Source organism: Bacillus sp. UNC438CL73TsuS30, from assembly GCF_000482325.1.
Taxonomy (GTDB): domain Bacteria; phylum Bacillota; class Bacilli; order Bacillales; family Cytobacillaceae; genus Neobacillus.
The window spans coordinates 1-14,588 of sequence record NZ_KI535297.1 but is presented as its reverse complement, the minus strand read 5'-3'; the positions used below and the strand labels follow the sequence as shown (position 1 = coordinate 14,588).

The window sequence follows — 14,588 nt, the reverse complement described above, 5'->3', positions numbered from 1 at the left end:
ATAAGCTCCTTTTTAAAATTGCGAAAATATTGAACTATTTATATTATAACGGTTTAGTGGGTAGATTTTAAAAAAGCTACTTATTCTTTTTCCAAAACTTTCACTCCTCAACGGCAAAGTAACATCCTTTCAAAAAAATGACACCCCCATTTTCAGGAGATGCCGAATGAATACCTATTTCTGATACTTAGACAACTTTGATGTGACTGACCCTGGCTTTCTTTCCGGTGCTTTCGCTTTTAGACCGGAAGCCCAGGAAACTTGCGACTCATATTTTTCTGTTTGCTCCTTCTTAACCAGGAATTGCAGCCGCTCTTTATTCTTTTCGAGCGATTCCTCAAGCGTCTTCAGCCGGCTTGGCGGGAAAGAAAGCCCTGCTAAAATGGTCGTAACCGTTGGATCACATTCCGAAATATAGGTACCTTCAAATAATTCCAAAGGCTCGCCAATTTTTTCAAAAACTTGTGGCACATTGATCAGTTTGGATACCGTTTCTGGACCCTCATAAATTAGTCCGGCGCGGATAACCCCAACCGTATCAACAGGACAGAAAATCGAGTGCGCCCATGACCGTTGAATTTTGCTGGAAACGTCTGCTGATGTCCTCGCTTCCGTTACCGTCGCCGAAGAAATAAGCGTTACTCCTCTTGTATTTAGAATATTCATGAGATCTGTCTCATCAAAATTACCAAAAAATGAGCTCTTCTGCGTCACTTGCAACACATAACTGATCGCTTCCATGACCTGACGATTCGAAGAGAGATAAATTTGTTGTTTACTTGATTGCGGGTTCGCCTTGCGCATTTGATCGTTATCGACTAGGAACACGGAAGAGATTCCCTCTATTTTCGAAATCTGTTCTATGCATTCTGCTGCATTGATCCGGTTGCCTGCTAACACATTGCGTTCAGGAACAATCGCAATTGCCCCAATGTTAACGCCAGGCAGCTGGTCTAATAAAATGTCAATTAACAGAGGGCTCATCCCCGAGCCTGATCCTCCGTCTGTTGAGAATGCAACCAATAATAATTTGATGTTTTGAAAGGATTTTTTCACAAAATCAATCATTTCGCGATAATGCTCATGAACGGCACGCAAACCGACTGAACGGTCCTGCCCTGCACCATTATAACCTGGGACAAAATACTTTTTCTCTACTTTCGTGTTGACTACACCATCACGTTGATTCGTATTGATAAGGGCGGTTTGAAAGCCCATTGTCGATGCTATCTCAGCAATATTTCCACCAGCTTGACCTACACCCAAAATTCCGATTGATTTCACCAGATCGCCTCCTTATCTACTAAAATAATACTCACTTATTATGAAAATAGACTTGTTCATGAAAAAAAGCTCAATTCTCCGAAATATTTTCCACATAAATATTAAAATATTTTGACATACTGATAAAAATAATGTAAATTAACAAATGTACGAACGTTTTTTAAATAACTAACATTAATATTCGTGTTTGGGAGTGTAACTCATGGAAAATGTTTTTGATTACGAAGATATACAATTGATTCCTGCAAAATCTATAGTAAAAAGCCGTTCAGAATGTGATACATCGGTAACTTTTGGTGGCCATAAATTTAAGCTTCCAGTTGTACCAGCCAATATGCAAACCATCATTGACGAAAAGATTGCCATCTTCCTTGCGGAAAACGGTTACTTTTACATCATGCACCGTTTCCAGCCAGAGAAGCGAATTGATTTTATAAAAGATATGAAAAAACGAGGTTTAATTGCTTCCATTAGTGTCGGTGTTAAAGATGGAGAATATGATTTCATTCAACAGCTAGCAGATGAAAACCTAACACCTGAATACATTACAATTGATATCGCACACGGACATTCCAACGCCGTGATCGAAATGATTCAACATATTAAGAAACTCCTACCAGAAAGCTTCGTTATTGCCGGAAACGTGGGAACACCTGAAGCAGTAAGAGAATTAGAACATGCCGGTGCGGACGCAACAAAAGTAGGAATCGGGCCTGGTAAAGTTTGTATTACAAAAATTAAAACAGGCTTTGGAACTGGCGGCTGGCAATTAGCTGCATTGCGCTGGTGTGCCAAAGCTGCAACGAAACCGATTATCGCTGATGGCGGAATTCGTACACATGGAGATATTGCTAAATCCGTAAGATTTGGAGCAAGTATGGTGATGATTGGTTCCCTCTTTGCCGGCCACGCGGAATCTCCAGGTGAAACGTACGAGAAAGACGGAAAATGCTATAAAGAATATTTCGGTTCTGCATCCGAATTCCAAAAAGGCGAACGTAAAAACGTCGAAGGTAAAAAAATGTATGTGGAACACAAAGGAAAATTAATCGATACATTAATCGAGATGGAGCAGGATCTTCAATCTTCTATCTCTTACGCTGGCGGAAACAAATTAGATGCCATTCGTACCGTGGATTATGTGGTCGTAAAAAATTCCATTTTCAATGGCGATAAGGTTTATTAAGTAAAATGAGCGGGTTCAAATACGAACCCGCTCATTCTTTTTCGCTCAAAACTAGTATTTTTTCCAAGGATTTCCTACCAATGTAATTAAACTGTAATAGTACTCTACTAACTGTAATACTAATCTACTCCTGGAGCTCATAGTCATAGAAATAGCTAAGAGATTCACAAGTGACGAACGAGATCCAGGAGGGAAAGTATGTTAAAGAAATGTATTACCGCCATTACCATTTTGGTTTCACTTCTATTCACAACCCCAACGTTTGCGTATACCGTTAAAGATGGAGACACGGTGGAAACGATCGCGCAAGACCATTATTTAACCTTAAAGGAATTATCGAGGCTAAACCCGCAAATTGAAAATATGAATGTCCTTTACATAGGGCAATACATCAATACGATCAAACCTAAACATAAAATTGGAAAACCTCTTCAGATAGGGAAGTTCACCAATACAACACAAACCAAATACATAACGGAAGCAGACTTAAAAGTTAGACAAGCGATTCGCAAGTCGAAACCAAAAATACATACAAACAGCACACCAAAATCCATGGAAGTCTCCGCTTATGAAAAAGATTTACTAGCTCGGCTTGTTAGAGCTGAAGCTCAAAATGAGCCTTTTAATGGCAAAGTAGCAGTGGCTTGTGTGGTCCTAAACCGCGTGGAAAGTAAAAGGTTTCCAAACTCTATTAGATCTGTGATTTATGCTAGAAACCAGTTTCAGCCCGTTTTAAATGGTCAAATCAATAAACCAGCCGATAAGGAATCAAGGGAAGCCGTGAATGAGGCATTGAGCAGTAAACGAGATTTAGTCGGCAGCTCCTTATTTTTCTATAATCCCAAAATCGCACAAAGCCGCTGGCTCGATACCCGCCCGACCACACTAGCAATTGGTCGTCATGTTTTTAAAAAATAAAAGGATCTCACATTGAGATCCCTTCTTATCTATGAGCGAACCTCAGAGAACTTCGGTATTCGAATAAGCAATCCGGTTATAAAAATCACAATTAAAACCGGAATCAGCCAGCCGAGTCCATCCTCATAAAAAGGTAATGCCCTATTATAAAATTCGATAATCGGTGCCAGCCAGCCAAAATATTCAATGTTCAGAAGCTGACATAGGGTTTTAAACCCATCAATAATACTGATCAACAACGTAACAGTAATTGCCGTTACATAAACCATCTGGGCATGCTTAAATAGTTTTGAAGTAAAAGTCAAGAGCATGAGCACAACCGCTAATGGGTAAAGAAACATTAAAACAGGAATGGAAAAATTAATGATATTGGCCAATCCAAAATTTGAGATGACAAAACAAACTAGAGAAAAGAAAACAACCCACGCCTTATAGCTTAACTTTGGAAGCAATGAATGGAAATATTCCCCACAGGCTGTGACCAACCCGATACTTGTCGTGAGACAGGCAAGAATAATAATAACCGATAACATCACGGTTCCTAACGTTCCAAAGTAGTAATAGGCTGCTTTTCCAAGGACAGGTCCGCCTGTATCAAATAACCCGAATCTTCCTGTGCTGGTAGCACCTAAATAGGCAACACCTGCATATATAATTCCTAGGAAAACAACTGCTACCAGTCCGGACTTTGCAGATGTAATCAGGACACCTCGTGCAGAAGTAACCCCCATGGAACGAATCGCATTGATGACAATAATTCCAAATACAAGGGACGCCAGTGCATCCATTGTGTTATACCCTTCCATGAATCCTTTTAGGAACGCCCCGCTCGAATACGCCTCTTGCGGTGCCCCAATAGGACCTAATGGTTTAACGATCACCATAAATAATAAAACAAGGATCAGGATAATGATTGCAGGAGATAGAATTTTCCCAACATTGTCGACAATCTTTGCCGGATTTAATGAAAACCAAAGAGTTACTACAAAAAAGATGAGAGTAAAGATAAAAAGTCCAATATGTCCATGGCTTTTGCCAACAAACGGTGCAATCCCAATGTCGTAAGCAACGGCACCCGTTCTTGGTGCAGCAAAAAACGGCCCAATCGTTAAATAAAGCAGTGCGGTAAAAACCACCCCATAAATTGGATGAACCCGGCTGGAGAGCTCCTGTAGATTTTTACTTCCTGAAAACCCCATCGCCAAAATCCCAAGGAATGGCAAACCAATTCCGGTAATCAAAAATCCTACGACCGCCATCCAAATTTGCGAACCTGCATTCTGCCCTAGTGATGCTGGGAAAATTAAATTTCCTGCTCCAAAAAACAAGGCAAAGAGCATGACTCCAATAACAAAATATTTCGAAAATGGTAACTTGTTTTGCATAAAAAAGCTTTTCCTCCTAAATTTTACAACGGTTGATAATCTAAAATATCGTCTGAATTTACTATATTAGCAAAATAATAATACTCTTCTTGTTCGTGAAATGCAACACAAACTCACATTATTTTAACAATTCAAAAAAAAAACGCACCCAGTTCTTGAAAAAAAAGTAATAAAAAAGATGAATGTACGGATTTTGGAGGTTCATTCACAACTGTGGATATAAAAACAGCTTGGAGAATCACCCCCAAGCTGTTTTACCTATGAACGTAAAAACTCCGTTTCCAATTTAATTGGGTTTTCTTTTACCATAGCCTTCTCTGCTAAATAGATTGGAAATGTCACAGTAATCGTCGTCCCCTCATTTGGGACACTCTCAATTTCCAGCTTCCCTTTCATCATTTGAATGGTCTTCACCGCGACCATTGACCCCAGCCCGGTCCCTTTTTCCTTACTACTATAATACGGTTCCCCAAAACGATTAATTTGTTCCTTTGTCATTCCTACGCCCGTGTCGCTCACTTTAATCGTTAAATCTTTTTTATTTAAAAAGGTTGTAACTTCCAACTCCCCACCATTCGGCATGGCCTCAACCCCGTTTTTCATGATGTTCAAAAAGCATTGACGGAAATAATTTGCATTCCCAAGCACTGAACCGGGTACAAGCTGATCCTTAATCTTTACTGAGTTCATATTTGCCCAGGGCTTCAATATATCAATAATATTTTTGAATTCACGTTCAACGAAAATTGGTTCTACCTTCTCCGTTGCCGGTTTGGCGAAGGCTAAATAGTCACTAATAATCGTCTCTGCATTATTGAGTTCTCTCGCCACATGTTCAATATATTGCTCTTTCTTTTCCTGAGATAGATTCGGATCTTTTAGCAGCTCAATAAATCCTTTTACCACGGTCAGTGGATTCCGAACCTCATGTGAGATACTTGCTGCCAGCTGGCTGACAACCTCCATTTTTTCCAATTTCACCATATTGGACCTGACATGAATCGTATCCATCAAAATCTCTAGCAGGTAGACAGCAAAAAATACGATCACAGGAGGTAAAATAATAAAGTAGAAAATATACGCTTCAGTCACTTTAAAGAAATCAGACATCATAACGGCCATATAGGTTGTAATGATTTCCAGAAAAAAGGTAATTACAGCTGAAAATAACAGCTTTTTCTTTTTATTTACTTGATTGAACTTTGTGGAGAAAAAGGCCGTAGCAATAAAGATGACCACATAAACAATCAGTGTTAAAAAATTAAACCCATAAATCGCAAACCTGCTGACCAATAAAATGATCAAAAGTGCAGCCCCAGTTGGCCAGCCGCCATAAAGGGTTCCAATAAACAGCGGGATTTGTCTCAGGTCATGTACACAGTATTGATCAATATAGATTGGGAATTTCATACATAAAATAATCGGTAAACCCATGCAGGCAGTAAGTAGAATACTCTTATACTTTTTAAGCCGCCTCACATTATCATATAAAACGAAAAACATTAGAATACTCACAATAATATAAAACAAGTTATCTAACACATTATGATTAATATAAACGAAGTGCATCGTTGCATACTCCTAACTATGTTGGTTAGAACGTCTTGTAAATTATACAACAAGAAGGGATATGCAGGAAGAGGTTTCTACTATAATGGTGTTCAGAAATAGATTCCAATCATAAATTTTCTTTTGTTCTTACCAAAACTCTATTTTTGTATTATTCTAAATATAGAATACAAACTTTTAGGAGTGTGTTAAATGAATACGATGTTTATTGCCGGACATGCAAAATTACCCTCAGGTATGGCAGCAAGCAATTTGTTTGAAACGTTAACGATCACAGCAGAAATAGATAATCATTATGGAGTGATTGTGGATGCTGCATGCACCCTGGCAACGGATCACGGCAAAGATTATATTGCTAGACTCTTAAAAGGCCATAGTCTTCGTCATGGAATTGATAAACCACTCGATGATGTAAAAAGATTTTACAATGGAAAAGCAGCAAATGCTCTAATTGCTGCATTGAAGGACTTATATAAACAGTTTGAGTCGATTAAAAAATAAGCGATTTATTGAAACCGGCAATAAGTTACATACTAAAACCCCGGAGGCTACTAACTCTCCGGGGTTTTACGATTCAATTTAATTATCCATTTTTACTGTTTCCTTTTCAAATGGCCAAGCCGGTAAGGAATTATTTAATGGTTTATCCTCCCGGTACCCGAGAACGTATTCCGCCTGCATAATTGTGTGGATCTCTCTCGTCCCTTCATAAATCACCGGAGCCTTTGAATTTCTTAGGAATCGTTCGACCGGATATTCACTTGAATATCCGTAAGCCCCATGGATTTGCACCGCATCATCTGCAGCTTTATTCGCAAAATCACAAGCCTGCCATTTTGCTAGCGATGTTTCGCGTGTATTTCGGACACCTTTGTTTTTGAGCTCCCCTACACGATAAACTAATAATCGGCTCATTTGTAAACCTGCTTCCATGTTTGCAATCATTTGTTGAACCAATTGGTGTTTGCCAATTTCTTTCCCAAATGTCTTCCGTTCATGACAATAATTCACACTCTCTTCTAAAGATGCCATGATTAAACCAACTGCACCAGCCGCAACCGTAAAACGTCCATTATCAAGGGCAGCCATGGCAATTTTGAAGCCTTCGCCCTCTGCACCTAATCGGTTCTCTTTTGGAACTCTTACTTGGTCAAAGAATAATTCCCCTGTATTACCAGAGCGGATTCCCAATTTCCCTTTGATGGCACGTGATGAGAACCCTGGCATCGTTCTTTCGACGATAAATGCAGAAATTCCATGATGTTTCTGGGCTTTATCTGTATACGCGAATACGATGAAATGATCAGCAACATCGCATAAGGAAATCCATGTTTTTGAACCGTTTAGTATGTAGTCATCCCCATCACGAACGGCAGTGGTTTGTAGTGAAGCAACATCTGAACCAGCTCCAGGTTCTGTTAAACCAAATGCAGCAATTTTTTCACCCTTCGCTTGTGGAACCAGGTATTTTTGCTTTTGTGCTTCTGTTCCCCATTGCAATAGAGTTAAACTGTTTAGTCCTGTATGAACCGAAACCGCTGTACGAAACGCTGTATCCCCTCTTTCTAGTTCTTCACAAACGATTGCCAGTGCATTATAATCCATCCCGCTTCCGCCGTACTCTTCGGGGATACAAACACCCATTAGGTTTAAATCACTTAAGCGCTTCCAAATTTTTGGATCGAAAGCCCCTTGTTCATCCCACTCTCTCATATTCGGAATAATTTCTTTATCTACGAAACTTCTAATCATTTTTCTTAGCATTACTTGCTCTTCTGAAAAATCAAAATTCATCTTGAACACTCTCCATTTTTATTAATTTTTTAACTCTAACGAATTAATCCCAGAGTCAATAATTTTTTTCTGGATAAATTGTGAAATCTCTTCAGGAGTATAGCCTGCTTCTTGAAGGATCTCAATGGTATGCTCTCCCGGCATTGGCGGGTGGCGTTCTACTTTTGTAGCTGTCCTTGATAGTTTTATTGGAGAGCCTACTAGTTTTACTGAACCTGCCTCAGGATGATTGACTTGAACTACCATATCCCGCTCAATCACCTGTGGGTGGTTAAATACCTGATCCATGGTTTGGATTGGGCCGCAAGGGATATTATTTTTAGAAAACAACTCCATCCAAATATCAGAAGGCTTTAATTGAAGCTGATTTTCCAAAATATTCGTAAGTTCAATCCTATTTTCTACCCTTGCTTCATTTGTTCTATATTTTTCATCTTTAGCTATTTCGGGAATCTCCATTACTTCACATAATGTTGTAAACTGGCGGTTATTCCCAACAGCGATAATAATTTCTCCATCCATAGCTTTAAATATAGAATACGGGACAATATTTGGATGGTCATTTCCGAGCCTTTGCGGCACATTACCTGAAATCAGATAATTACTGGCTACATTTGCAAGTGAACTAACCGCAGCGTCCATTAGAGACATATCAATTTTTTGACCCTTCCCGGACCTCTCTCGTTCTAAAAGGGCTGCTTCAATGGAAATAGCTGAATATAATCCTGTAAGAATATCAACCATTGCTACGCCAATTTTAAATGGACTGCTGTCTTGATTTCCCGTTATACTCATCAATCCGCTCATTCCTTGGATTATATAATCATATCCGGGAAGATGGCGATAGGGGCCTGATTCTCCAAAGCCTGTGATCGAACAAAAAACTAATTTTGGGTTATTTTCTTTCAATGAATCATAATCCAGTAACCATTTTTCCATCGAGCCTGATTTAAAGTTGTGAATCAACACATCCGCCTCTTTAGCAAGTTCACGGATAATGTCCCTGCCTTCGTCAGTTTTTAAGTCAATCGTCAGGCTGCGCTTATTCCGATTGGCACATAAGTAATAGGCACTGACGCCATTTTGAAAAGGAGGTCCCCATCCTCGTGTTTCATCACTTCCACCGGGGGCTTCCACCTTTATTACATCTGCGCCCAAGTCTGCTAAAATCATTGTGCAGTAAGGACCCGCAAGCACACGCGTTAAATCCAATACTTTAATCCCATCTAATGCACCGCTCATGTTACCTCCTCCCCTTTTTGAAAAAAAAACATTTTTTACATACAAAAAGCCAGTCCTTTCCACTTAATGTGTTAAGGACTGGCTACATGATCCATTTCATCCAACCTGGTAAGGCTGGTATTGGAATCTTCTCAGTCAAATATTTTAAAATCAAAGACGGACTTCACTACCTTCAGCTGTAAAGGCTGATAGGGAGAAGTTATCTTCATTTTAATAGAATCTTCTGAATAGTTCAAGTATATTTTAAATATATTTGGGGAATTAATTTTTTATTTTCCTACCTATGATAATATTCGTTTCTCCCCATCAATCGCCTGAATCGGATCAATATTTTGCGTAAATTCTAAGGTGCCAATATATTCTCCATTTTCATCCCGAACCGCAAAATAACGAATATAAACATATTTGTCCTTAAATTTAATCCAGAAATCCTCCACATCTTTTTTACCTGCTTTAAAATCTGCGAGCAGTTCTTCGACGACATGGACACTTCTTGGCGGATGGCAATTTTGAACCGTCCGCCCGATAACAGCTTTCGTACGGGCAAAAATCCTTTCTTTTCCATGTGAAAAATAACGAACAACATCGTCCTGGTCAATAAAGGTGATATCCACCGGTAAATGGTTTAACAGCAGCTCGAGCTGTTTTAACGATAAAATCCCGGTTTCCATCTTGATATACCCTTCAGAGATGGCATTCTCTGCAAGTGCTTGTCTTTCAGGCTTCCAAACATCAGCAGGCTCCGTCAGGCAAAAGCCAATTTCATCACTTTCATGGGCAATTTTCACCCATTCATCTTCGGTCAGATTGTTGAGAGCCATTGGGAACAAAATATTTTCTTCTCGGTAAATCATATCATTTACTTCATTGATGATATAGGTAACTACCTGAACAATGCCCTGCTTATCTCCCTCGTAATGGGACAATTTTTGTTTGGCATCTTTAATCGCATCACGAATAAAGTCATCGATTCTCCACATATTCGTAGAAGGACCATAGATTCCATATTTCTCGAGGTACGGGAAAATTAAATGTTCCTTGCGGTTAAAATGCTTGTCTATATCAAGTAAAAGATTACAATCTTCCAGGAGTTTATAAACATTCTCAGGTGAATCTTCCTTTTCAAATTGCCATAAATGGATTTGAACCTTTGTTTTGATTAATTTTTCTAATTCCCTATTTTCCAATTTAAAGGTATGGACCGGATGCCCTGGCTGTTCCTCTGGATGCTGTGAGTGCTGCTCCTCTTCGATTGAGCCTTTAAACAAAGCGGTGTGCGCTGCGTATAAACGCTTCACTTCTTCTGCGGGCAATGTCCCCTCTTGGGTAAAATCATGTTGGATTTGTGAAATTTCATCAACGGTAATTTTACCGATGAGCGCATTAAAATGGGCTTTTACCTCTTCCACACTTCTTCCATTATGAAGATCCGTAAAAATTTGTTTAATCATCTCAAGGCGTTCTGTATTTTTTAATGAAAATTGTTCACGATTATTAATCATTTCACTCATAACGATTCTCCTTCGCTAAAGCATACTGTACCTTAGTGATAACTTTTCTCAAGAATATCACGCAAACCCTCAAAGGTTTGTGATTTATATCATTACTACAATGCAAAACAAACAATGTTCACAAAATAGACATGATGAATCGACAAAATTCGGGTGGTGCCAGGCACCGCCCGAATTTTGTCGATTGGAAATACCTGCTATTATGACCTGATGATAATTATCACATCCAATTTAAAATTTGAATGGTATGATGCAAGGGTGTTAGTAAATAAATAAATTGAAATGGGGTTATATAGTGAACTTTCCACAACTGAAAATAGGTCATATGATGCCGAGAGTACCGATTATGCAGGGTGGTATGGGTGTTGGCATTTCTTTAAGTAAGCTAGCTTCAGCTGTTGCGAATGCCGGCGGGATTGGCATAATATCCGGTACTGGAATTTCAGTTGATGAAATGAGGACCCATATAAGACGAGCTAAAAATCTTGTCAAAGATGCTGGATATATTGGCGTAAATGTATTATTTGCCATGAATGATTTTGCGGAAAAAATGAAAGCTGCCCTTGAAGAAAAAGTGGATTTTATTATATCAGGCGCTGGAATCTCACGAGATATGTACGCATGGGGAAAACAGGCGGGAATACCCGTCATTTCGATTGTCTCTTCGGCAAAATTGGCTAGAATTTCTGAACGTCTTGGCGCCGCAGCAGTGGTCGTTGAAGGTTTTGAAGCAGGAGGACATCTTGGTACTGAGCGTCCTATGTTGGATATACTTCCGGAAGTTGTAGAGGCTGTTTCCATCCCTGTTATTGCTGCAGGAGGAATTATGACGGGTGATGATATTGCAAAAGCGATTGGAATGGGTGCATCCGGCGTGCAGATGGGCACTCGGTTTGTGGCAAGCGAGGAATGTGATGCACCACTTGCCTTCAAAAAGAAATATGTGGATGCACGTAAAGAAGATACCGTTTTGGTTAAAACAACAGTTGGCCTCCAAGGAAGAGCCATAATCAATAACTTTACAAAATTGATCAGTGGTCCTGATAAATTGAAAATTGCTAAATGCCATGATTGTCTAAAAAATTGTTCCTATCGTTTTTGCACACTTGATTCCCTCCTTGTATCTGTTGGAGGAGATGTGGACAATGGGTTAGTTTTTGCTGGTGCAAGAGTAGGAGAAATAAAGGAAATTCTTCCGGTCCAAAAAATCATTGACAATCTTACAATTGAATATGGTTTGGCTGTAAAAAATGCTTAAGGGTCAATTTTTTACTAGAATGAAACACTCTCTGCTTACCTATTGCTGAAAAGCTAACAAATCCCGGGTGCAGATTTAAACACTCGGGACCATTTTTAATTTACCCTCCCATTAAACCTCTAATCTATTTGCAAAACCTTCTTTATCGAACGTGACAATCCATAACCTGCATATACCCCGAAAACATTAAATATCAAATCATCTACATCCAGACTTCCTCTTTTGGTAAGGAATTGCAGAACTTCAATCATTGTAATCATGATAATAGGGACGCCGAATCGTTTTAGATTACTGACAGTCGATTTACTGGCTATGATCATGGCAAAAATCCCAAATGGGATAAACAATAAAACATTTGCTGATAAGTTATAAAACGCTATTAAGAATGAAACCTCCCCACTTAAATAATAGGAGATCGTTTTAAAAGGAACTAAATTATATGTTTGATATTCTTGATTGGATGGCCTGAAAAACAAAAGAACCAGCAAGGAACACGAATACAAGAATAAGAAAGTCGATACTACTCGTTTTGAAATAGACATCGTGTTTCCTGTAACTAAAAAAATTAAGAAAAAAATAAAAATGGTCAGACAGAACCAAACCACAATCAAAACGACCGGATGAAGATAATTAAATAATTTTAACCAAATTGGAAGCAAAGCGGCAAATAAGCCCTGCGATACAATCATAGAGAACCAAACCGTCCATTTTTTTGAAATCATTGAAGAACCCCCGTCAAAAAATCAATCCTTACCCATTCTACCACCAAAAAAAGCAGCGGGGGGAAATCTTATTTATCGACAAAATTCGGGTGGTGACAGGCGCCACCCGAATTTTGTCGAATTTCAATGCATAAGATTAAATAGCTTTTCTTCTGCTAAATTGGTGTCAATCGGGCAGACTTTTGCATCTCTTCCGTATTGCCATGCCCATACTAAACCAGGACATCTTGGTTTTTTCGGGTTAAATTTTGGTTTGCTCCGTTTGGTGCTGATTCCTTTTTCAGGCTTCGCACTCCACAATACTGCTTGATTTTTCAGGCGTTCCTCTTTTTGAACGGCTTCACAGTAGGCACTATGAAAATTGCCGACCATTGGGTCATGATAAAATCCCGCCCTATATGAACTGGTATAAAACGTTTCCACCCAGCCAATTAACCACTCAGCATCCGCTTCGTGAAAACGTTCTACATTTGCGAATATAACAGTCCCTTTACGAATTCCCAGCCTTCGGGCATGGTAAATAGCATTCCGCGCCATTACTTTTCCCTCTTGCCGCCCAACAGGGTTGTTAAAATCATTATAAATAGGCATAACTTTAATGCCTTTCGATCTTAAAAACCGTAGTTCGTCCTTCGTAAGTCCCTCGCTAGCATTTGGCACCGTGCTCAAATATCTTCCCCAAAAATCCGGTACCCCAAAGTTCCTTTGGACACATAGTAATACTTCCTCATTAGCATTTACTGCAGAGTCTACACCCCAAAAAACTGCCATACTGCACCTCCATTTCCATCTATATGTATATGCGGAGGATACTTATCCTAATGTAAAAATCGATTAAGACACCCACTAGCATTTATTATAAAACTTAAAAAAGCGCCCTCTTAATGGAGAGACGCTTTTAATCAATCTATATTGTTTCTGTATCAAGCACTTGATGAAAAAATTGTAACACTTGCTGGTACGTATCCCTTGCAGAGTCCACTTTGTAGGAGACACGGGTATTATTGAAAAATGCATGGGCTGTGTTTTGATAAATCATAATCAAATTTTTCAAATCCAAATAACCACCATTTTTTAGGTGAATCGTTTATAAAAAAACTAGCTTTCTCAATTTATTTTCCACTTTGAAAAATATATTTTCCAACTTTTGATTTTATTGTCCAGTTTTTGAATTATATTCCCCACTTTTATTATAATATTTACCAGTAAATGAAACATCAAAAAAGACAACCCTCTTTAGGTTGTCTTTCATCATGCCTGGCAACGTCCTACTCTCACAGGGGGACAGCCCCCAACTACCATCGGCGCTGAGAAACTTAACTTCCGTGTTCGGTATGGGAACGGGTGTGACCTTCTCGCCATTATTGCCAGACTATTTATATGAGGTATCATTCCCTCAAAACTAGATAATACAGAAGAAGTTTTTAGTAAAAACGAGTTCACCTTAAGACTATGGTTAAGTCCTCGATCGATTAGTATCAGTCAGCTCCACATGTCGCCATGCTTCCACCTCTGACCTATCAACCTGATCATCTTTCAGGGATCTTACTAGCTTGACGCTATGGGAAATCTCATCTTGAGGGGGGCTTCATGCTTAGATGCTTTCAGCACTTATCCCGTCCGCACATAGCTACCCAGCGATGCCTTTGGCAAGACAACTGGTACACCAGCGGTGCGTCCATCCCGGTCCTCTCGTACTAAGGACAGCTCCTCTCAAAT

Annotated in this window: 13 protein-coding genes and 2 rRNA genes; 4 read left to right on the top strand and 11 right to left on the bottom strand. The window is 39.2% G+C overall.

The annotated features are described in order from the left end of the window. Positions 1 to 174: 174 nt before the first annotated feature. Positions 175 to 1,284: a hypothetical protein gene (locus M028_RS0123900; RefSeq protein ID WP_026576093.1), complete on the bottom strand. Its 1,110-nt coding sequence runs from the start codon at positions 1,282 to 1,284 to the stop codon at positions 175 to 177. A 202-nt stretch (positions 1,285 to 1,486) separates the two neighbouring features. On the opposite strand from M028_RS0123900, the gene guaC reads away from it, so the two are divergent. Both guaC and M028_RS0123890 read left to right on the top strand, forming a co-directional pair. Next, on the top strand, positions 1,487 to 2,470 hold the full coding sequence (gene guaC / locus M028_RS0123895; protein WP_026576092.1) for a GMP reductase: 984 nt from the start codon (positions 1,487 to 1,489) through the stop codon (positions 2,468 to 2,470). Positions 2,471 to 2,668: 198 nt separating this feature from the next. Further along, positions 2,669 to 3,388: a cell wall hydrolase gene (locus M028_RS0123890; RefSeq protein WP_026576091.1), complete on the top strand. Its 720-nt coding sequence runs from the start codon at positions 2,669 to 2,671 to the stop codon at positions 3,386 to 3,388. A 29-nt stretch (positions 3,389 to 3,417) separates the two neighbouring features. Here M028_RS0123890 and brnQ read toward each other — a convergent pair whose 3' ends face one another. Both brnQ and M028_RS30965 read right to left on the bottom strand, forming a co-directional pair. After that, positions 3,418 to 4,773, bottom strand: a complete 1,356-nt coding sequence (gene brnQ / locus M028_RS0123885; protein ID WP_026576090.1) for a branched-chain amino acid transport system II carrier protein — start codon at positions 4,771 to 4,773, stop codon at positions 3,418 to 3,420. A gap of 258 nt (positions 4,774 to 5,031) precedes the next feature. Then, entirely contained in the window at positions 5,032 to 6,342 is a 1,311-nt protein-coding gene (locus tag M028_RS30965) for a sensor histidine kinase (RefSeq protein WP_081810874.1), read from the bottom strand. A 192-nt stretch (positions 6,343 to 6,534) separates the two neighbouring features. On the opposite strand from M028_RS30965, the gene M028_RS0123875 reads away from it, so the two are divergent. Then, entirely contained in the window at positions 6,535 to 6,843 is a 309-nt protein-coding gene (locus M028_RS0123875; RefSeq protein ID WP_026576089.1) for a DUF3870 domain-containing protein, read from the top strand. Between the two features lie 78 nt (positions 6,844 to 6,921). Here the strand turns inward: M028_RS0123875 and M028_RS0123870 are convergent, their stop codons facing one another. The 3 genes from M028_RS0123870 to M028_RS0123860 form a co-directional block, all read right to left on the bottom strand. Next, positions 6,922 to 8,136, bottom strand: coding sequence for an acyl-CoA dehydrogenase family protein (locus M028_RS0123870; protein WP_026576088.1), 1,215 nt, complete (start codon positions 8,134 to 8,136; stop codon positions 6,922 to 6,924). A 21-nt stretch (positions 8,137 to 8,157) separates the two neighbouring features. Continuing rightward, the gene (locus tag M028_RS30960) at positions 8,158 to 9,378 is read right to left on the bottom strand and encodes a CaiB/BaiF CoA transferase family protein (protein ID WP_051591227.1); all 1,221 of its coding nucleotides are present in this window, start codon (positions 9,376 to 9,378) and stop codon (positions 8,158 to 8,160) included. Positions 9,379 to 9,659: 281 nt separating this feature from the next. Then, entirely contained in the window at positions 9,660 to 10,889 is a 1,230-nt protein-coding gene (locus M028_RS0123860; protein WP_026576087.1) for a DUF438 domain-containing protein, read from the bottom strand. Between the two features lie 277 nt (positions 10,890 to 11,166). Here M028_RS0123860 and M028_RS0123855 point away from each other — a divergent pair, with 277 nt between their 5' ends. After that, a complete protein-coding gene (locus tag M028_RS0123855; protein ID WP_026576086.1) occupies positions 11,167 to 12,147 on the top strand; it encodes an NAD(P)H-dependent flavin oxidoreductase in 981 nt (326 codons plus the stop codon). A gap of 119 nt (positions 12,148 to 12,266) precedes the next feature. On the opposite strand, the gene M028_RS0123850 is transcribed toward M028_RS0123855, so the two are convergent. From M028_RS0123850 to M028_RS0123825, 5 genes are all read right to left on the bottom strand, one after another. Continuing rightward, the gene (locus M028_RS0123850; protein ID WP_026576085.1) at positions 12,267 to 12,869 is read right to left on the bottom strand and encodes a VanZ family protein; all 603 of its coding nucleotides are present in this window, start codon (positions 12,867 to 12,869) and stop codon (positions 12,267 to 12,269) included. A gap of 123 nt (positions 12,870 to 12,992) precedes the next feature. Beyond that, on the bottom strand, positions 12,993 to 13,640 hold the full coding sequence (locus tag M028_RS0123845; RefSeq protein ID WP_026576084.1) for a glycoside hydrolase domain-containing protein: 648 nt from the start codon (positions 13,638 to 13,640) through the stop codon (positions 12,993 to 12,995). A 136-nt stretch (positions 13,641 to 13,776) separates the two neighbouring features. Next, entirely contained in the window at positions 13,777 to 13,923 is a 147-nt protein-coding gene (locus M028_RS33055; RefSeq protein ID WP_155925769.1) for a dienelactone hydrolase family protein, read from the bottom strand. A gap of 201 nt (positions 13,924 to 14,124) precedes the next feature. Next, positions 14,125 to 14,241, bottom strand: a 5S ribosomal RNA gene (gene rrf, locus M028_RS0123830). Positions 14,242 to 14,321: 80 nt separating this feature from the next. Then, a 23S ribosomal RNA gene (locus tag M028_RS0123825) occupies positions 14,322 to 14,588 on the bottom strand; the annotation flags it as partial.